Source organism: Streptomyces tyrfis, assembly GCF_037034285.1.
Taxonomy (GTDB): Bacteria; Actinomycetota; Actinomycetes; order Streptomycetales; family Streptomycetaceae; genus Streptomyces.
The window spans coordinates 122,403-139,556 of sequence record NZ_JBAGJZ010000011.1 but is presented as its reverse complement, the minus strand read 5'-3'; the positions used below and the strand labels follow the sequence as shown (position 1 = coordinate 139,556).

General features: G+C 73.0%; 20 protein-coding genes. 15 read left to right on the top strand and 5 right to left on the bottom strand.

Translation table 11 applies throughout. The annotated features are described in order from the left end of the window. Nucleotides 1-120 precede the first annotated feature (120 nt). Nucleotides 121-1,161: a LacI family DNA-binding transcriptional regulator gene (locus WA762_RS11355; protein ID WP_335935347.1), complete on the bottom strand. Its 1,041-nt coding sequence runs from the start codon at nt 1,159-1,161 to the stop codon at nt 121-123. A 51-nt stretch (nt 1,162-1,212) separates the two neighbouring features. Continuing rightward, nucleotides 1,213-2,037 carry a winged helix-turn-helix transcriptional regulator gene (locus WA762_RS11350; protein WP_335935345.1) on the bottom strand — a complete coding sequence of 275 codons (825 nt, stop codon included), beginning with the start codon at nt 2,035-2,037 and terminating at the stop codon, nt 1,213-1,215. A 539-nt stretch (nt 2,038-2,576) separates the two neighbouring features. Here WA762_RS11350 and WA762_RS11345 point away from each other — a divergent pair. The 8 genes from WA762_RS11345 (at nt 2,577) to WA762_RS11315 (ending at nt 8,835) form a co-directional block, all read left to right on the top strand. Then, nucleotides 2,577-3,515 carry an alpha/beta hydrolase family protein gene (locus tag WA762_RS11345; RefSeq protein WP_335935342.1) on the top strand — a complete coding sequence of 313 codons (939 nt, stop codon included), beginning with the start codon at nt 2,577-2,579 and terminating at the stop codon, nt 3,513-3,515. Nucleotides 3,516-3,539: 24 nt separating this feature from the next. Further along, the gene (locus WA762_RS11340) at nt 3,540-3,794 is read left to right on the top strand and encodes a MoaD/ThiS family protein (protein WP_335935341.1); all 255 of its coding nucleotides are present in this window, start codon (nt 3,540-3,542) and stop codon (nt 3,792-3,794) included. A gap of 10 nt (nt 3,795-3,804) precedes the next feature. Next, nucleotides 3,805-5,592, top strand: a complete 1,788-nt coding sequence (locus WA762_RS11335) for a hypothetical protein (protein WP_335935339.1) — start codon at nt 3,805-3,807, stop codon at nt 5,590-5,592. Nucleotides 5,593-5,775: 183 nt separating this feature from the next. Further along, nucleotides 5,776-6,468: an LmeA family phospholipid-binding protein gene (locus WA762_RS11330; protein ID WP_335935336.1), complete on the top strand. Its 693-nt coding sequence runs from the start codon at nt 5,776-5,778 to the stop codon at nt 6,466-6,468. Nucleotides 6,469-6,699: 231 nt separating this feature from the next. Next, the gene (locus tag WA762_RS35680) at nt 6,700-6,807 is read left to right on the top strand and encodes a putative leader peptide (protein ID WP_443080565.1); all 108 of its coding nucleotides are present in this window, start codon (nt 6,700-6,702) and stop codon (nt 6,805-6,807) included. A gap of 170 nt (nt 6,808-6,977) precedes the next feature. Beyond that, entirely contained in the window at nt 6,978-7,823 is an 846-nt protein-coding gene (locus tag WA762_RS11325; protein WP_335935334.1) for a sulfurtransferase, read from the top strand. A 47-nt stretch (nt 7,824-7,870) separates the two neighbouring features. Continuing rightward, entirely contained in the window at nt 7,871-8,158 is a 288-nt protein-coding gene (locus WA762_RS11320; RefSeq protein WP_335935333.1) for a DUF1416 domain-containing protein, read from the top strand. A 419-nt stretch (nt 8,159-8,577) separates the two neighbouring features. Next, complete coding sequence (locus WA762_RS11315) at nt 8,578-8,835, top strand: DUF3099 domain-containing protein (RefSeq protein WP_335935331.1); 258 nt, start codon at nt 8,578-8,580, stop codon at nt 8,833-8,835. 107 nt (nt 8,836-8,942) lie between these two features. Here WA762_RS11315 and WA762_RS11310 read toward each other — a convergent pair whose 3' ends face one another. Further along, nucleotides 8,943-9,305: a DsrE family protein gene (locus WA762_RS11310; RefSeq protein WP_335935329.1), complete on the bottom strand. Its 363-nt coding sequence runs from the start codon at nt 9,303-9,305 to the stop codon at nt 8,943-8,945. A 331-nt stretch (nt 9,306-9,636) separates the two neighbouring features. Here WA762_RS11310 and WA762_RS11305 point away from each other — a divergent pair, with 331 nt between their 5' ends. From WA762_RS11305 to ygfZ, 3 genes are all read left to right on the top strand, one after another. Further along, nucleotides 9,637-10,209: a heme-binding beta-barrel domain-containing protein gene (locus tag WA762_RS11305; protein ID WP_335935327.1), complete on the top strand. Its 573-nt coding sequence runs from the start codon at nt 9,637-9,639 to the stop codon at nt 10,207-10,209. Between the two features lie 204 nt (nt 10,210-10,413). After that, nucleotides 10,414-10,929, top strand: a complete 516-nt coding sequence (locus WA762_RS11300; protein ID WP_335935326.1) for a Fur family transcriptional regulator — start codon at nt 10,414-10,416, stop codon at nt 10,927-10,929. 21 nt (nt 10,930-10,950) lie between these two features. Beyond that, the gene (ygfZ, locus tag WA762_RS11295) at nt 10,951-11,916 is read left to right on the top strand and encodes a CAF17-like 4Fe-4S cluster assembly/insertion protein YgfZ (RefSeq protein WP_335935325.1); all 966 of its coding nucleotides are present in this window, start codon (nt 10,951-10,953) and stop codon (nt 11,914-11,916) included. A 62-nt stretch (nt 11,917-11,978) separates the two neighbouring features. Here the strand turns inward: ygfZ and dtd are convergent, their stop codons facing one another. Next, nucleotides 11,979-12,428: a D-aminoacyl-tRNA deacylase gene (gene dtd, locus WA762_RS11290; RefSeq protein WP_335935323.1), complete on the bottom strand. Its 450-nt coding sequence runs from the start codon at nt 12,426-12,428 to the stop codon at nt 11,979-11,981. Between the two features lie 130 nt (nt 12,429-12,558). Between dtd and WA762_RS11285 the strand changes: the two genes are divergently transcribed. The 4 genes from WA762_RS11285 to WA762_RS11270 all read left to right on the top strand — a co-directional run bounded on the left by WA762_RS11285 (nt 12,559) and on the right by WA762_RS11270 (nt 16,494). Continuing rightward, nucleotides 12,559-13,176 (top strand): RsiG family protein, encoded by a 618-nt coding sequence (locus tag WA762_RS11285; protein ID WP_335935322.1) that lies wholly within the window; start codon nt 12,559-12,561, stop codon nt 13,174-13,176. Between the two features lie 47 nt (nt 13,177-13,223). Continuing rightward, nucleotides 13,224-14,216: an asparaginase gene (locus tag WA762_RS11280; protein ID WP_335935321.1), complete on the top strand. Its 993-nt coding sequence runs from the start codon at nt 13,224-13,226 to the stop codon at nt 14,214-14,216. A gap of 143 nt (nt 14,217-14,359) precedes the next feature. Then, complete coding sequence (locus WA762_RS11275; protein WP_335935320.1) at nt 14,360-15,610, top strand: GNAT family N-acetyltransferase; 1,251 nt, start codon at nt 14,360-14,362, stop codon at nt 15,608-15,610. Nucleotides 15,611-15,894: 284 nt separating this feature from the next. Then, on the top strand, nt 15,895-16,494 hold the full coding sequence (locus WA762_RS11270; protein ID WP_335935421.1) for a TetR/AcrR family transcriptional regulator: 600 nt from the start codon (nt 15,895-15,897) through the stop codon (nt 16,492-16,494). Between the two features lie 94 nt (nt 16,495-16,588). Here the strand turns inward: WA762_RS11270 and WA762_RS11265 are convergent, their stop codons facing one another. After that, nucleotides 16,589-17,050 (bottom strand): DUF2199 domain-containing protein, encoded by a 462-nt coding sequence (locus tag WA762_RS11265; protein WP_443080567.1) that lies wholly within the window; start codon nt 17,048-17,050, stop codon nt 16,589-16,591. Nucleotides 17,051-17,154 lie beyond the last annotated feature (104 nt).

Below are 17,154 nucleotides of genomic sequence, written 5' to 3'. Positions count from 1 at the left end.
GGCCCGGCACACGGACGTACGAGCCCGGCACACGGACATCCGGGCCCGGCGCACGGACGTACGAGCCCGCACACCGAATACGGGCCCGACCGCCGGACCCCGCGGGCCCGGCCACCGTCCTCACACCGCGGCGGGCGACTCCCCGCAGCCGCACGAGCGCCGGACCACCAGCGCCGAGGGAAACTGCTTCAGCCGTTCCCGCCGCGACCCCGACACCCGCAGCGAGTCGTCGAGCACCAGGTCCACGGCGGCCCGCGCCATCGCCGGGCGGTCCGAGTGGACCGTGGTCAGCGGCGGGTCGGTCAGCCCGGCTTCCTTCACGTCGTCGAAGCCCGCCACCGCGAGCTCGCCCGGCACGTCGATGCGCAGCTCGCGCGCGGCCCGCAGCACCCCGATGGCCTGGTCGTCCGTCGAGCAGAAGATCGCCGGCGGCCTGTCCGGCCCGTCGAGCAGCTTCAGCGCCACCTGATAGGCGTCGTAGCGGTTGTACGGGGCCTGGAAGAGGCGGCCCTCCGTCGAGCGGCCCGACTCGTGCATCGCGCGCCGCCAGCCCTCGACGTGGTCCGCCACCGGGTCGCCGACCACCGGGGTCGACTCGACGCCGCCGAAGCACGCCACGTATTCGTTGCCGTGCTCCAGCAGGTGGCGGGTGGCGAGTTGGGCGCCGCCGATGTCGTCCGTGACGACCGCGACGTCCTCGATCGCCTCAGGCCGCTCGTGCAGCAGCACCACTCGCGCGTCCCACGCCTCGATCTCGGCCGCCGCCCGCTCGCTGGGGCCCTGGCTGACCAGGATCAGCCCGGAGACCCGCATGCCGAGGAACGCCCGCAGATAGTGCACCTCGCGCTCGTCGCGGTAGTCGGAATTGCCGACCAGCACCATTTTTCCGCGCTCGGCGGCGGCCTGTTCGACCGCGTGCGCCATTTCCGCGAAGAACGGCTGCCGGGCGTCCGGAACGATCATCCCTATGAGATCGGTCCGCCGCGAGGCCATCGCCTGGGCGACCCGGTCGGGCCGATAGCCCAGCTCCTTGATGGCGGCGAGCACCCGCTCGCGGGTGGCCGGGGCGACCGGCCTCGGTCCGTTGTTGATGACATAGCTGACCACCGCGGTCGACGTACCCGCCAGTCTCGCCACATCGTCCCGCGTCACCTTGGCCACGAGCGGCAGTCTACGCGGATCGACCCGCCGGAAGGCAGGCCGTACAGGGGCTCAGTCCGCGGCCCCGGCCCCCGTCGGCCGGCCCGGACGCGCGGCGGACCCGGCGGCGGTCCGCGCGGGGGCGTGCGCCGGATCCTGCGTCGGGGCGTGCGCCGGCTCCTTCGCCTTCGCGCGGGTCCGGCTCTCCTCGGTGGCGCGCTCCCCCTTCTCCGGTACGACGAAGCGGTAGCCGACGTTGCGGACCGTGCCGATCAGCGACTCGTGCTCGGGGCCGAGCTTGGCGCGCAGCCGCCGTACGTGGACGTCGACCGTCCGCGTGCCGCCGAAGTAGTCGTACCCCCAGACCTCCTGGAGGAGCTGGGCGCGGGTGAACACCCGGCCGGGGTGCTGGGCCAGGTACTTGAGCAGCTCGAATTCCTTGAAGGTCAGGTCCAGGACCCGGCCCTTCAGCCTGGCGCTGTACGTCGCCTCGTCGACCGACAGGTCGCCGTTGCGGATCTCCATCGGGGAGTCGTCGGAGGTCAGCTGCTGCCGCCCGGTGGCCAGCCGCAGCCGGGCCTCGACCTCGGCCGGGCCCGCCGTGTCCAGCAGCACGTCGTCGATGCCCCAGTCGGCGGTGACGGCCGCGAGACCGCCCTCCGTCACGACGAGGACCAGCGGACAGCCCGGCCCCGTGGACCGCAGCAGCTGGCACAGCGACCGCACCTGCGGCAGATCGCGGCGGCCGTCGACCAGGATGACGTCGGCGCCCGGGGTGTCGACGAGCGCGGAGCCCTCGGCGGGGGCGACCCGGACGCTGTGCAGCAGGAGACCGAGGGCGGGAAGCACCTCCGTCGACGGTTGGAGCGCGTTCGTCAGGAGCAGCAGTGAACTCATCGCCGCGCACCTGCCCGGGGCGTCGGTCGATGATGGTGCGGGGTTCGCTCGCCCATTACGTCGGTCCTCCTCGTTCCCTGCGAGAGGGGCACTCCCGGGACGGGCCCGGGGGAGTATGCGGCACTTCTTCGTCGGAGATCTCGTCCTCGCCGGAGATCTCGGGTGGTTCCGAGCCGGTGGTCCCGGTCGTGGTTCCCGGCCGTTGGTTTTCGGCCGTTGGTTCTCGATCGGGGTTCTCGGCCATTGGTCGGTGGTCGGTGGTCGGTGGTTCTCGGCCGGTGGTTCCCGGCCGGTCCGGCTTTCCGTGCCTTCCTTTCCTTTACACCCGCGCCGTTCCCCTTTACACCGTCGCACTTCGCGCGGGCCCGCACACCGTCACGCCTCAGTGCGGTGCTTCACACCGATGCGCGGTCCGCCCGGCGCGGATCGCGCACCGGGCCCGCTGAGCTTCCGGAAACGCCGTCGTAACAACGCCCGGAAAGCACTAAAGGACCCGGGGGCTGCGTCGCCCGGATCCTCTTCCCAGCAGAATAGCCCACATGAGTTCTGTGTCCGAGGGACGATTTCGGAGTTCCGCTGTTCCCTTGATCACGCCGGGTGCCGCGCGCACCACACTGCTGACCGACGACGGCGTCCCCCTTGAGGCGCTGTACGAGCCGCGCGCGCCGTACGAGCCCGAGCCGTGCGCGCCGGGCAGCGAGGCCCCGGACGGTACGGCGATCGTGATCGCGCACGGGTTCACCGGTTCGCTGGACCGGCCGGCGGTGCGGCGGGCCGCCCGGGTGCTGGGGCGGCGCGCGCCCGTGATCACGTTCTCGTTCCGGGGACACGGCGGCTCCGGCGGCCGGTCGACGGTGGGCGACCGCGAGGTGCTGGACCTGGCGGCCGCGGTGCGCTGGGCGCGGCTCCTGGGGCATCGCCGGGTGGTGACCGTCGGATTCTCCATGGGCGGCTCCGTGGTGCTGCGGCACGGCGCGCTGTACGCGGCCGGACCGGCCGGGCACGGCGCGGCCGCGGAGGCCGGAGCGGCCGGCCACGTCCCGACGGCGGCCGCAGCGACCGGCGCGGACGCGTCGGCCCGCGCGGACGCGGTGGTCGCGGTGAGCGCCCCGGCCCGCTGGTACTACCGGGGCACGGCCCCGATGCGCCGTCTGCACTGGCTGGTCACCCGGCCCACCGGCCGGCTGGTCGGCCGCTACGGCTTCGGCACCCGCATCGACCGGGACGACTGGGATCCGGTGCCGCTCTCGCCGGTCGAGGCGGCAGGGCTGATCGCCCCCGCCCCGCTGCTGATCGTGCACGGCGACCGGGACCCGTACTTCCCGCTGGACCACCCCCGGATGCTGGCCGAGGCCGCGGGCGACGGCGCCGAGCTGTGGCTGGAGCCCGGCATGGGGCACGCCGAGAACGCCGCGGACGAGAGCCTGCTCACCCGCGTGGCGGACTGGGCGGCGGCGTGCTCGATGATGGACAGCTGACGCGAGACGAGAGGAGCCGCCGTCATGCCTGCGGGAACGATCCGCTACTGGGCCGCCGCCAAGGCCGCCGCCGGGACCGCGGAGGAGCCGTACACGGCCGCGACCCTGGCAGAGGCCCTGGACGCGGTGCGCGAGCGGCACCCCGGCGAGCTCACCCGAGTGCTGCAACGGTGCTCGTTCCTCATCGACGGCGACCCCGTGGGGGGCCGCGGTCATGAGACCGTACGCCTTGCCGAGGGCGGCACGGTCGAGGTGCTCCCGCCGTTCGCAGGAGGGTGAACCCCAGAACATGAGCAGTAACGATCAGCAGTACCCGCACGGCCTGACACCGGGTCAGAGCCACGGGTACGGGCCCGGGTACGAGGAGCCGCCCAGCGGCCCCGGGCCGCGGCCCGAGCAGCCCTACGCGTACGGCGACGGGACCGGGGCCCCCGGCGCGCAGCCGCACGCCCCCGCCCCCCAGCCCCCGGCGCCCCAGCCGTACGGCGGCGGGCCGTCGTACGGGAACCAGCAGCAGCACGGGCACGAGACGCACGGCGACCAGCAGCGCGGCGACCAGCGGTACGGGACCGGGAATCAGCCCTATGGGAGCCACCCGTACGGGAACCAGTCCTATGGGAATCAGTCGTACGGGAACGAGTCCTACGCGGGCGAGCCGTACGCGCCCCAGCCGTACGGCGGGCCCCATGGCGCCGGGGCATACGCGCCCCAGGGCCACGCGCCCCAGGGCCACGCGCCCCAGGCCCACGCGCCTCAGCCCGAGGCGCACCGGCCCCACGCGCCTCAGCCCCACGCCCACGCGCCTCAGCCCCACGCGTCCCAGGCCTATGGCGATCAGCGCTACGGGAGCGATCCGCACGCGACCCATGCCCGGCCCGGCGGAACGCCCGGGGCCGGGGCCGAAGCCGGGGCCGTGTGGCCGACCGGGGCCGGGCAGGAGTCCGCCGCCGCGGCCGCCGCGCACGACGCGCAGGACCTCGGGGTCGCCCAGACCTGGGAGGGCCAGACCTGGGACACCCAGTACCAGCCGACCATCCGCCGCGCCGAGCCCACCGGGCCGGGGACCCCGGCGGAGGAACCCGTTCCGGCCGCCGCCGAGACCGCGTACCTTCCCCGGCACCCCCAGCCGCACGCGCCGGGCGCCACCGGATCCCGGCCGTTGCCCCCCGAGGCGCCCACCGCCCCCGCCTCCGCCCCCGTCGGCGCCGGGCCGGTGCCGACGGCCGGGCCCGCCGACGGCGCCCCGGCCGCCGCCGCTCCCGCGTCCGGGCTGGACACCAGCGGGTACGGCACGCCCACCACCCTGGGCAACAGCCGGGTCACCGACGCCCAGCGGGCCCGCGCCGAGGGCCGTTCGCCGATCATCCCGCCGGGCATCCAGCCCGCGGGCCTCACCGCGGCGCTCGGGCTGCTGCTCGCCCTCGGCGCAGCGATCGGCTCGTACGCCCTGCTCGTGCCGCTGGTGCTGCTCCAGGCCGTGACCGCGGCCGGGTGGTTCCGGCTGAACGGGATGTGGCCCGCGCGGCAGGGCATCGCGCTCGCGTTCGCGGGCGGGGTCGTCGCGGACGTCGCGCTGCTCGCCGCGGGCCGGCAGAACGGCCCGGCCGCCATCCTCGGCACCCTCGGCGTCTGGGTGCTGCTCACCCTGGTCCTCCAGCTGCGCAGTCAGGCCGATCCCGACGAGCGGATGTACGGGCTGATGGCGACCGTCGCCTCGGCCGCCCTCTCGGTCCTGGCGGCCGGGCACCTCGCGGCGGTCCCGGACGCGGTGACGGCCGGGGCGGTGGCCGTCGCGGCCGCCGTGGTCGTCCGCGCGCTCCCGCTGCCCGGACCGGCCTCGGTCGTGGCGGCGCTGCTCGCGGGCGCCGGGGCCGGGGCGGCGGCCGGGGCGCTCACCGGTGTCGGCGGCACGCACGCCGCGCTGCTGGGGCTGGCAGCGGGCGGCTGCGCGCTGATCGGGCTGCGGGCGGCGAGCTACGACTACCCGTCGCGCTTCGTCCACATGACGGCCGGCGTGGCGCTGCCGCTGGCCGCCGCGGCCCCGGCGGTCTGGCTGGTCGGCCGCGTGCTGATCTGAGGCGCGTCCGGTGACCACGTCCCATGGCATCGGCCGCCGGGCGTGGACCGGCGTGCGCCGCCGACGAGCGGACGCCCCCTCGGGAACCGAAGGGGGCGTCCGCTCGTCGATCATTCAGGACGGTCGGCGTGCTTGGGGGAGCACGGGCGCCGTCGATCCGGAGGCAGGGGGGAAGAAGCGGTCATGCGAGCATTGCGAGCACTGCTGATCACGTTGGTGGTTCTGGGCGGGATCTTCGTCGCCGTCGACCGGGCGGTGGTGTATTTCGCCGAGTCGGAGGCCGAGAAGCGGGTGAGCATCCCCGGTGCCACGATCGGCGACACGGACGTCTCGATCAAGGGATTCCCGTTCCTCACCCAGGCGGTCGCCGCCGAGCTCGACGAGGTCGACGTCTCGATATCCGGCATCCAGACCGACACCGAGGGCCGCCGCATACGGATCAGCAGGATGGACGCCACTTTGCGCGACGTGCGTCTGACCGACGGCTTCTCCGGCGTCACCGCCGCCGCTGCCGACGGCAAGGTCCTGCTCACCTACGGCGATCTGAGCAGCACCGCCGGGGACGGGATCGCCATCGGGTACGGCGGCGACGGCAAGGTGAAGGTGACCGCCTCGGTCGCCCTTCCCGGAGGCCAGCCGCTCTCCCGCAGCGTGCTGTCCTCGGTGACCCTGGTCAACGGCAGCACCCTCCGGGTGCGCGCGGACAAGGTGCCGGGCGAGGGCATACCCGTGGTGGAGGACCTGGTCCGCAAGAAGACGGACTTCGAGCGGCAGGTCGGGGGGCTGCCCAGCGGCCTGGAGTTCCGGAAGATCCAGCCGACCGCCGAGGGCATCGAGGTCACGGTCGCGGGGACGAACGTGAAGCTCGCCGGCTGATCCCGGCGCACCGAGCCCGCCGGCCGATCCCGCGCATCGCCGTTCCCTCGTGCCGTTGGTCATATGGTGAGACGGTCCTGTCCGAACCGCAGATGGGCGGGGCGAACCGGGCCTGACGGAGAGGCCCGAAGGGCGCCCGGACTCGCTGGTCGTTCCATATCGCGGACGATCGCGTCTCAAGATGCGACACTACGGTGACACGGCCGTCGGAACGTCCCTACGATCGGTCCCATGCAGCGCTCTCTTGGCGGTCTCCCTCACGGGGGACGGGCGAACCTCACGAAGCGGCGGGCAGTTGACCTGTGCCGCGTCGCCGCCATGCTCTGTCGCGCTGCCTGAGCGGGAGCCCTCGGCACCCCGCGTCTTTCCCGGCCCTTCGACCGGATTCTCAGGGCCCAGCCCCCTATCCCGATGCCTCGTGTACGTGCGCCGCACTCCGCGCAGCCGTACATCCGCATCACGCACCGTCTCGCATCATCTCGCCGCAGACTGCCCCGGAGGAGAACAGAATGAGCCGCAGCGACGTCCTGGTTGACGCCGACTGGGTCGAGGCCCACCTCGACGACCCGCAGGTCGCTCTCGTCGAGGTCGACGAGGACACCTCGGCGTACGAGAAGAACCACATCAGGAACGCGATCCGGATCGACTGGACGAAGGACCTCCAGGACCCGGTCCGCCGTGACTTCATCGACCAGGCCGGTTTCGAGAAGCTGCTGTCCGAGAAGGGCATCGGCAACGACACCACCGTCGTCCTGTACGGCGGCAACAACAACTGGTTCGCGTCCTACGCGTTCTGGTACTTCAAGCTCTACGGCCACCAGGACGTCCGCCTGCTCGACGGCGGCCGCAAGAAGTGGGAGCTGGACTCCCGCGACCTGGTGGACGGCGACCAGGTCCCGTCCCGCCCGGCCACCGAGTACAAGGCCAAGCCGCAGGACCAGTCGATCCGCGCCTACCGCGACGACGTCGTGGACGCCATCGGCAGCCTGAACCTGGTCGACGTGCGTTCGCCCGACGAGTTCAGCGGCAAGCTGCTCGCCCCGGCGCACCTGCCGCAGGAGCAGTCGCAGCGTCCCGGCCACGTGCCGACCGCCCGCAACATCCCGTGGTCGAAGAACGCCAACGACGATGGCACCTTCAAGTCGGACGAGGAGCTCAAGGCCCTCTACGAGGCCGAGCGGGTCGACCTGTCGAAGGACACCATCGCGTACTGCCGCATCGGTGAGCGTTCCGCGCTGACCTGGTTCGTGCTGCACGAGCTCCTCGGCCAGGAGAACGTCAAGAACTACGACGGTTCGTGGACCGAGTACGGCTCCCTGGTGGGCGTGCCGATCGAGCTCGGCGCCAACAAGTAACTCCGCGCGATCCGGACCAGCACGACCCCGACCCAGAAGGACAGAACATGTGTGGAGCACAGGCCGGCGGCCCCGACGCCTCGACCATCAAGCCCGGTGAGACGACCATCCAGGGCAGCGTGACCCGTGACGGCGAGCCCGTCACCGGCTACGTCCGCCTGCTGGACTCGACCGGCGAGTTCACCGCGGAGGTTCCGACCTCGGCGACCGGACAGTTCCGCTTCTACGCGGCGGAGGGCACCTGGACGGTGCGCGCCCTGGTTCCGGGCGGCAGCGCGGACCGCACGGTCGTGGCGCGGACCGGTGGCCTCTCCGAGGTCGCGATCGCCGTCTGACCGTCGGCCGATCACCGTTTGATCGTTGTCCGCTCGCTGTCCGGCGCCGAAGACGGCCACCCGGGCCGCGCGACACCGGCCGAAGGGCCGTACCCCAGGGGTTGGACGCTTCTGGAAGGGGTACGGCCCTTCGCGCCGTTCGCGGGGTGTGCGCCGAGGATGTGCGCCGGGCGCTCACCGGGCCGTGCACGGGGGTGCGTACGGGGGCGTGCACGGGGGTGCGTACGGGACCCGCCTGCGGGACCTGCACGCGCCCGCCTACGGGACCCGCGCGCATATCGGGCCTACAGCCCCGCGTACCGGCGTGCGGGACCCGTTGTACTGGGCCCGCGCGCCGGGGCGCGGAGGGGCCTGCGCGGCGGTTCCGTACGCCTGCCACGCGCTGTTCGCGCGGGCGGGAAACGGCCTACGCTTGAACCATGTACGCCCGACGCCGTCGCGGCTATTTCCTGATGATGGGCGGCTGCCTCGTCCTCTTCGTCTCGGCCTGGGCCTTTGTGCGGCTGTGGTCGATGCCCGCGGCGATAGCGATGTGCGTCGTGGCGATGGTGATCCCGCCCGTCGCGGCCATGATCGCCAACCGGCGCGGACCGGAGGACCGCTGGTGGGACGACCCGTCCGGCGATCCGCAGTCCGACGAGTGGTGGGACGAGCTGGACGGCAAGAAGCGCCGGTGACCTCCCGTGACCCGCGGCGGCGACCGCCGCGAGCCGTCGCGGGAACGGCGGGCCGGCGTCTCGTCGGAACGGCGTGTTGCCGTCTCGCGGGAACGACGGGGCCGGCGTCAGTAGACGAGCGCCTGCACGTCGTCGGCCATGATCTCGCTGACGAAGACCTGGGCGCCCGCGATCCGCACCCCCTCCAGCACGTCCTGCTCGGTGATGTCGCGGCGTGCCGCGCACTGGGTGCAGAGGGTGATCCGCCCGCCCGCCTGGATCGACTCGATCAGGTCCGGCAGAGGGGCCGCGTGCGGCAGTTCGAACTCGGCGGCGCGCCCCGGCAGCGCGAACCACGAGGACTCCCCGGTCAGCCAGAGCGAGACCTCCACCCCGCTGGCGACGGCGACCGCCGCCACCGTGAACGCCTGTGAGCAGCGCTCGGCAGCGTCGGCGCCGGCGGTCACCTTGATCACGAGCTTCTTCGACATGGGTCGCACTGTAATCGCGGGCCGGTCCCGGTGCGCGGGCGCGTCGCCGGGGGCGTGCGCGGCGCGTGCCCCCCGCCCTCCCGCCAAACCCCGAACCGCCGTGCCGGGCCCCAACCCATTAGGCTGGAGCCCGGCGCCGTACCGCTGCCCTACCGCTCGTACCAAGGAGTTCCCGTGCTCGAGGCATTCTTCTCCGCCCTGCTGGTCCTGGTCTGCGTCGGCGTCCTCGCCTTCGCCGGCGTGACCGTGAAGAAGCTCTACCAGGGCCAGCGCTGACCGCCGCGGCCCACCGCCACCCCGCCTCCTCCCTCACAGATCGTCTGAGCCACTCATGATCGAGATCCCGTCCGACCTCCACCCGGACCTCGTCCCCCTGGCCTTCCTCCTCGGCAACTGGGTGGGCGCGGGCGTCTCCGACTTCCCCGGCGCCGAGAAGTGCAACTTCGGCCAGGAGGTCTCCTTCCGTCATGACGGCCGGGACTTCCTGGAGTACGCCTCGCACGCCTGGGTGCTCGACTCCGAGGGCAACAAGGTCAGGCCGCTGGAATCCGAGTCCGGCTACTGGCGCATCGACAAGAATCGCAAGGTCGAGGTCGTCATGGTGCGCGACCAGGGCGTGGTCGAGGTCTGGTACGGCGAGCTGGCCGACCAGAAGCCGCAGATCGACCTGGTCACCGACGCGGTGGCGCGGACCGCGGCCGCCGGGCCGTACAGCGGCGGCAAGCGCCTCTACGGCTATGTGAAGAGCGACCTGATGTGGGTCGGCGAGAAGGCCACTCCCGAGGTGGAGCTCCGCCCGTACATGTCGGCCCACCTGAAGAAGGTCGTCACCCCGGAAGAGGTCGAGGCCATGGCGAAGAGCCTGGGCGACCTGCCGGACGACGGCATCGCCTTCTTCAAGTAGCCCCGTACTCTCTCCCGGAGCGCTCGGGCCTCCGCCCAGAGCCCCCGCGTCTTCTCCGGAGCGCTCGGGCCTTCTCCCCGGCCCCCGCGTCTTCTCCGAGAGGCTTCCGCGTCGACGCGCCCGCGCGCTTCGCGCGGCCCGCCCGCAGCCGGCCCTTTCGCGTTCGGCCGCGGGCGGCGGTGTTCCCGGACCTACACTGAGCCTGTGGTGAGCACCGACTGGAAGACCGACCTGCGGAAGCGCGGCTACCGGCTGACGCCGCAACGGCAGCTTGTCCTGGAAGCCGTCGACACCCTCGAACACGCGACGCCCGACGACATCCTCTGCGAGGTGCGCAGGACCGCGTCCGGAGTGAACATCTCCACCGTCTACCGGACGCTCGAACTTCTGGAGGAGCTGGGGCTGGTCAGCCACGCGCACCTGGGGCACGGCGCCCCGACGTACCACCTGGCCGACCGCCACCACCACATCCACCTGGTCTGCCGCGACTGTGCCGACGTCATCGAGGCGGACGTCGAGGTCGTCACGGAGTTCACCGCGAAGCTCCAGCGGGACTTCGGCTTCGAGACCGACATGAAGCACTTCGCGATCTTCGGCCGATGCGCCGACTGCACGGCGAAGGCGGCGTCCGGGAAGCCCGGGAGGTCCGGGAAGTCCGGGAACGACGGTGCGCGCACGGCGTCCGAGGGGGCCGCCGACGGCGCGGCTTCCGGGAAGTAGCCCGCGTCGTACGCTGGTCGCATGAAGAGCCCCCTGCTGTCCCTGCCCGGCGCCGTACCCGCCGAAGGCCGCGACGAAGGCGTCGCCGCGCACTACGGCGACCTGTTCCGCGAGCAGCGCGCCCTGGCCGACGGTTCCGGTCTCGTCGACCTCTCGCACCGTGCCGTCGTCACCGTCACCGGCAGCGACCGGCTGGCCTGGCTGCACCTGCTGCTCACCCAGCACGTCAGCGAACTCGCCCCGGGCCAGGCCACCGACGCTCTGATCCTCACCGCGCACGGGCACGTCGAGCACGCCCTGTACCTCGTCGACGACGGCGAGACCGTGTGGATGCACGCCGAGCCGGGCACCCAGGACGCCCTGGTCGCGTACCTGGAGTCCATGAAGTTCTTCTACCGGGTCGAAGTCGCCGACCGCACCGCGGAGTTCGCCGTGGTGCACCTGCCGGCGGGCTCCATCGCGGAGGTCCCGGACGGTGTACGGGTGCGGGAGACGGCGTACGGCCGCGACCTGTTCCTGCCCCGCGCGGAGCTGGAGGCGTACGCGGCCGGGCACGGCCCCCTGGCCGGGATCCTCGCGTACGAGGCGCTGCGCGTCGAGGCGCACCGCCCGCGCCTGGGCTTCGAGACCGACCACCGCACCATTCCGCACGAGGTCGGCTGGATCGGCACCGCCGTCCATCTCCAGAAGGGCTGCTACCGGGGGCAGGAGACCGTGGCCCGGGTGCAGAACCTGGGCAGGCCGCCGCGCCGGCTGGTCTTCCTGCACCTCGACGGCAGCGAGGTCGTGCTGCCCGGGCACGGCACCCCCGTACGGCTCGCTGCCGACGGCGCCGAGGGGCGGCAGCTGGGCTTCATCACGACCTCCGCCCGCCACCACGAACTGGGGCCGATCGCCCTGGCCCTGGTCAAGCGGAACGTCGCGGTGGACGCGGAGCTGCTCGCGGGGGACACGGCCGCCGCGCAGGAAGTCGTCGTGGAGCCGTAGGCCCGAGCCCTGACCCGGGTCGTGTGCCACGCACCGTGCCCGCACGGACCGGCCGGGACCGCTCAGACCTCGACGAGGACGGTGAACGGGCCGTGATTCGTGAGCGAGACCCGCATCTCGGCCCCGAACCGGCCGGTCTCCACCCGCGCCCCCAGCGCCCGCAGCTGCGCCACCACCTCGTCGACCAGCGGCTCGGCGGTCTCGCCCGGCGCGGCGGCGTTCCAGGTGGGCCTGCGCCCCTTCCTGGCATCCCCGTAGAGGGTGAACTGCGAAATCACCAAAAGCGGTGCATTCACGTCGGAGCAGGACTTCTCGCCCTCTAGAATGCGGACCGACCAGAGCTTGCGGGCGAGCTGGGCCGCCTTCTCCGGAGTGTCGTCGTGGGTCACTCCGACCAGCACACACAGCCCCTCGCCGACGATCTCGCCGACCACCTCGGGGCCGCCCGACGCGCCCGTGCCGTCGGCCACCGTCACGCTCGCGCCGTCCACCCGCTGAATCACTGCACGCATACAGACCAACCTAACTTGGCCAACCCGCCTTGGGCTGAACGGGTACAGAGCATCCCGACGGGCCCACTGGAGTGGCACCATGCTCGGAAGGCGGTGTGCCGACGCACCGGTCGAGGGGATGGACACAAGCATGAGCACCTATGGAACCGGGCGTTCCCCCGGCGCCGTGCCGGTCACGTGCGACGGCAGCGGCAAAGGCAGCACCAGCACCATGCGCCCACCCGTTCAGCGGACCGTTCACGGCGGTGCGGATGCCCCACCCGGCGGGCCCCGGCCCGAGCTGGCCGGCCTGCGCCTGGCCGAGCTGCGCACGCTGCGCCGCGACTCGCAGCGCGACGAGGCCGACCTCAGTTACGTACGGCGGCTGGTCCAGGGCCGGATCGACATCCTGCGGGCCGAGCTGGCCCGGCGGCTGGACCCGGAGACCCCGGTGGTCGACCGGCTCTCGGAGATCCTCGCCGACACCCCGTCCCAGCAGCGTTCCTCCGCCCGGCACGTCACGCTCACCACGCCCCGGAGCGACGAGTACCGGCAGCTGGCGGCCGAGACGCTCGCCGAGGTCGAGCTCTCCGACCTCGACGCCCGCACCGACGAGGAGCTGCACGAGGCGATGGGCCGCCTGATCCGCTACGAGCAGCAGGTCTCCCGCCGCCGTCACCAGCTGCAACGCACCGCTGACGATTGCGGTGCGGAGATCGCCCGCAGGTACCGTGACGGGGAAGCACAAGTAGACGACCTGCTCGCCTGAAGCGATCCTTCCGGGCGGCGGGTCCGCCCCGCCCCCGGAAGGCCACCATGATCCCCACCGCCGCCTCCTCCGCGCCCGCCGCCCCCTCCGCCATAGCCCCCGTCCACCCCGTTCTGGCCGAGGTCGTTCGGTCCGGCTTCGTGGAGGGCGGCCATCGCGGCTCGCTGGTCGTGCTGGGCGCGGACGGCGGCGTGGAACTGGCCCTGGGCGATCCCTCGGCGCCGGTCTTCCCGCGTTCCGCCAACAAGCCGATGCAGGCGGCCGCCGTGCTGCGGGCCGGACTCGACCTGTCCGGGGAACGGCTGGCGCTGGCCGCCGCGAGCCACTCGGGCGAGGGCTTCCACCTGGACCTCGTCCGCACCATGCTCGCCGAGCACGGCCTGACCCCGGGCGATCTGCGGACCCCGCCCGACCTGCCGCTGGACCCGGCCGAGGCGGAGACGTACCTGGCCGCCGGGAACGTCCGGGAGCGGATCACCATGAACTGCTCGGGCAAGCACACGGCGATGCTCGCGGCGTGCGCGCTGAACGGCTGGGACCGGGCGTCCTACCTCGACCCGTCCCACCCGCTCCAGCGCCTGGTCCACCAGGTGGTGGAGGAGGCCGCCGACGAGCCGGTCGCGGCGGTCGGCACCGACGGCTGCGGCGCACCGCTGATGGCGATCAGCCTGACCGGGCTGGCCCGGGCGTTCCGTTCCTTCGCGCTGGCCGGGCCGGGCACGGCGGAGCGCCGGGTCGGGGACGCGATGCGCGCCCACCCCGAGTACGTGGCGGGGACGCGCCGCCCCGACACCTGGCTGATGCGGGAGGTGCCGGGCGCCCTCTCCAAGATGGGCGCGGAGGCGGTGCAGGCGGTGGCCCTGGCGGACGGCCGGGCCCTCGCCTTCAAGATCGACGACGGGGCGGGGCGGGCGCTGGGCCCGGTGCTGGCCCGGTCGCTGCGGCTGCTGGGCGTCGACGCCCCGGTGGTCGACCGGATCGGGCGCGCGCCGCTGCTGGGCGGCGGCGACGAGGTCGGCGAGGTCCGCGCGGCGTTCTGACGCGGCCGACGGGGTCCGCGCCGCGTTCTCATGGGGCCGGCGGGATCCGCGCGGCAATCCGGGGAGGAGAAGTCCGAGGGGAGAGAAGTCCGGGGAGGAAAAGCGGACGACAGGCGTCGGGCCGGATGGCTAGCGTGAGGCGCATGCCCTCCCCTGATCTCCGCACGCTCACCGCATCCGACTTCCCCGACTGGCTCCGGGCCGTGAACACCGGCTTCCTGCGCCCGCCGACGGTGACACAACAGGAGATCGACTCCCGCCTCCCGCACGTCGACTTCACGCGCACGCGCGGCGTGTTCGACGAGGGGCGGTGCGTGGCCACGTACCGCTCTTTCGCCCAGGAGATCACGGCGGTCGGCGGCGCCCCGGTGCCGGCCGACGCGATCTCCAACGTCACGGTCTCGCCCACGCACCGCCGCCGCGGGCTGCTCAGCCGGATGATGGCCGAGGACCTGGCCGAGGCGAAGGAACGCGGCGACGTGGTCGCCACGCTGATCGCCGCCGAGTACCCGATCTACGGGCGGTACGGCTTCGGCCCGGCGGTGTGGACCACCGAGTGGGAGATCGACGTGCCGCGCACGGGGCTGGACCCGCACCGGCCCGCCCCCGCCGCGGACGGCGGCCGGATCGACCTGGTGACCGGCGCGGAGGCCCGGAAGCTGGGCCCGGCGATCCACGACCGGCTGCGCGCCCGCCAGCACGGGGTCACCGACCGCGACGCCCGCTGGTGGGAGATGACCACCGGCGTGAACCGTCCCCGCCCCGAGCCCTGGACGGAACCCTTCTACGCGATCCACCGGGACGCGGACGGCGAGCCCGACGGCCTGATCGCCTACCGCGCCGACGAGCGCTGGAGCGACGCCAAGCAGCCGCTGAACCGGGCCACGGTGGTCGAGCACATCGCCGTCACCCCGGCCGCGGAACGCGCGCTGTGGCACTTCGTCTGCTCGATCGACTGGATCACCACGGTCCGCACCGGTTACCGCGCCCCCGACGACCTGCTGCCCCTCCTCCTCCCGGACCCGCGCGCGGCCCGCGTCGTGACCCACTCGGACTGGCTGTGGGTGCGGGTCCTCGACGTCGTACGTGCCCTGGAGGCCCGCGCCTACGCCGTGCCCGGCACGCTCATCCTGGACGTCCACGACGCCGCGGGCCTGGCGGGCGGACGCTATCTGCTGGACGCCTCCCCGTCCGGCGCGACCTGCGCCCCCACCACGCGGAGCGCCGACCTCGCCCTGGACGTACGGGAGTTGGGGACGCTCTACCTGGGCGACGAGTCCCCGGCCCGGCTGGCGGCCCTGGGCCGCGTCGAGGAGTTGACACCGGGGGCGGTGGCGACGGCGGAGGCGATGTTCCGGGCGGCGCGGCGGGCGTGGTGCCCGGACATGTTCTGACATCCGTCCCGTACCGCTACCGCCTTCGCACGCGGGCGTGCGCCCCTGTGTACGCCCGCGCACGTCCCCATGCGCTTTCGCGCGCCCTCCTGCCTGTTGCGCGGGTACGTACGCGCTCATACGTGTTTGTGCTTACTCGTGCGTGCTCGTACGTCGAGCCCGTCGGTGGCCGGGGCGTACGCTTCAGGGTCATGAACGGTGAGAACCCCGGCCCCCGGACGCCCCCGCGCTCGGCGCAGCCGGGCGGCCGCCCGGCGCAGGCGCCGCGCGCGCCCCACGCGCCGATGAGCCTGCGTGAGCGGAAGAAGCAGCTGACGTACCAGGCGGTCTCCGACACCGCGATCGCGATGTTCCTGGAGCGGGGGTTCGACAAGGTCTCGGTCGCGGAGGTCGCGGCGGCGGCGGACATCTCCAAGCCGACGCTGTTCCGCTACTTCCCGACCAAGGAGGACCTGGCGCTGCACCGGTTCGCCGACCACGAGGACGAGGCGGCCCGCGTGGTCGCCGCCCGCGCTGACGACGAGTCCCCCCTGGACGCCCTGCACCGCCACTTCCTCGACGGCCTGGAGCGGCGCGACCCGGTGACCGGGCTGTGCGACGCGCCGGAGGTGCGGGCGTTCATGGGGCTGTTGTACGGAACGCCGTCCCTGGTGGCCCGGCTGTTCGCGTACCAGAGCCGTTCGGAGGCGGCGCTCGCCCGTGCCCTGGGCGACCGGATGCGGGACCGGCTGGCGGCGGGCCAGATCGTCGCCGTGCTGCGCATCCTGGCCGAGGAGAACTGGCGGCAGGTCGACGCGGGCGTCGGCGTCGACCGGGTGTACCCGGACGCGGTCGAGGCCGCCGAGGCCGCCTTCGAACAACTGCGGTCGGGCATCGGCCGCTGACCGCTCGGGCCCGTACCGCTGAGGGGTGTACGGCTCAGGCCTGTACGGCTCAGGCCCGTACAACTCGGCCCCGTACCGCTGAGGCCCGTACGGCTCAGGCCCGTACGTCCGTACCGTGCAGTACCGCCTCGGCGATCGCCCGCACCCGGTCCAGCGTGATCCCGGTGCGCTGCTCCACGGCCAGCGGGTGGTCGGTGGGTTCCAGCTCGACGCCGGGGCGGCGGCCGACGGGCCGGGTGTGCACATTCGTCCTGAGGTTGGTCGTGCGCGGCGAGTACAACCCCAACTCGGTGCTCAGCCAACCGAAGTACGGCTGTTCGGACTCCCGTCCGGAGGTCTCCCACACATCGAGGGCACGCGCGAAGTTCGTCCGGCTGAGAGAGACCCACACGCCCCAGGAGAAGGGCTCCTCGCTGCCGAGCACGGGTATCTCGATCAGCCCCTTGATGAAGAAGTGCTCGTTTCTGACCACGCACTGCTCCGAGGAGAGCATGCTGTCGGGATCGCTCTCCAGGCTCGCGTCCCAGACGTCGGGCGCCATGGTCGAGTACCCCATCGGGAGTTCCGCGTGGTGTTCACCGCAGCAGGAGCAGGTGTAACCGGGGTCGATAGCCATGGGCGGGATACTAAGGGCTGTCCCGTGAGCGCTTTCCCCGAACC

Excerpts from the sequence above, each read along its gene's own strand:
- WA762_RS11345 (WP_335935342.1), top strand. The coding sequence starts at position 2,577 with ATGAGTTCTGTGTCCGAGGGACGATTTCGGAGTTCCGCTGTTCCCTTG.
- WA762_RS11265 (WP_443080567.1), bottom strand. The coding sequence starts at position 17,050 with ATGGGGTACTCGACCATGGCGCCCGACGTCTGGGACGCGAGCCTGGAG.
- WA762_RS11350 (WP_335935345.1), bottom strand. The coding sequence starts at position 2,037 with ATGAGTTCACTGCTGCTCCTGACGAACGCGCTCCAACCGTCGACGGAG.
- dtd (WP_335935323.1), bottom strand. The coding sequence starts at position 12,428 with ATGCGTGCAGTGATTCAGCGGGTGGACGGCGCGAGCGTGACGGTGGCC.
- WA762_RS11330 (WP_335935336.1), top strand. The coding sequence starts at position 5,776 with ATGCGAGCATTGCGAGCACTGCTGATCACGTTGGTGGTTCTGGGCGGG.
- WA762_RS11275 (WP_335935320.1), top strand. The coding sequence starts at position 14,360 with ATGCCCTCCCCTGATCTCCGCACGCTCACCGCATCCGACTTCCCCGAC.
- WA762_RS35680 (WP_443080565.1), top strand. The coding sequence starts at position 6,700 with ATGCAGCGCTCTCTTGGCGGTCTCCCTCACGGGGGACGGGCGAACCTC.
- WA762_RS11335 (WP_335935339.1), top strand. The coding sequence starts at position 3,805 with ATGAGCAGTAACGATCAGCAGTACCCGCACGGCCTGACACCGGGTCAG.
- WA762_RS11315 (WP_335935331.1), top strand. The coding sequence starts at position 8,578 with ATGTACGCCCGACGCCGTCGCGGCTATTTCCTGATGATGGGCGGCTGC.
- WA762_RS11310 (WP_335935329.1), bottom strand. The coding sequence starts at position 9,305 with ATGTCGAAGAAGCTCGTGATCAAGGTGACCGCCGGCGCCGACGCTGCC.
- WA762_RS11320 (WP_335935333.1), top strand. The coding sequence starts at position 7,871 with ATGTGTGGAGCACAGGCCGGCGGCCCCGACGCCTCGACCATCAAGCCC.
- WA762_RS11285 (WP_335935322.1), top strand. The coding sequence starts at position 12,559 with ATGAGCACCTATGGAACCGGGCGTTCCCCCGGCGCCGTGCCGGTCACG.
- WA762_RS11280 (WP_335935321.1), top strand. The coding sequence starts at position 13,224 with ATGATCCCCACCGCCGCCTCCTCCGCGCCCGCCGCCCCCTCCGCCATA.
- WA762_RS11340 (WP_335935341.1), top strand. The coding sequence starts at position 3,540 with ATGCCTGCGGGAACGATCCGCTACTGGGCCGCCGCCAAGGCCGCCGCC.
- WA762_RS11305 (WP_335935327.1), top strand. The coding sequence starts at position 9,637 with ATGATCGAGATCCCGTCCGACCTCCACCCGGACCTCGTCCCCCTGGCC.
- ygfZ (WP_335935325.1), top strand. The coding sequence starts at position 10,951 with ATGAAGAGCCCCCTGCTGTCCCTGCCCGGCGCCGTACCCGCCGAAGGC.
- WA762_RS11270 (WP_335935421.1), top strand. The coding sequence starts at position 15,895 with ATGAGCCTGCGTGAGCGGAAGAAGCAGCTGACGTACCAGGCGGTCTCC.
- WA762_RS11325 (WP_335935334.1), top strand. The coding sequence starts at position 6,978 with ATGAGCCGCAGCGACGTCCTGGTTGACGCCGACTGGGTCGAGGCCCAC.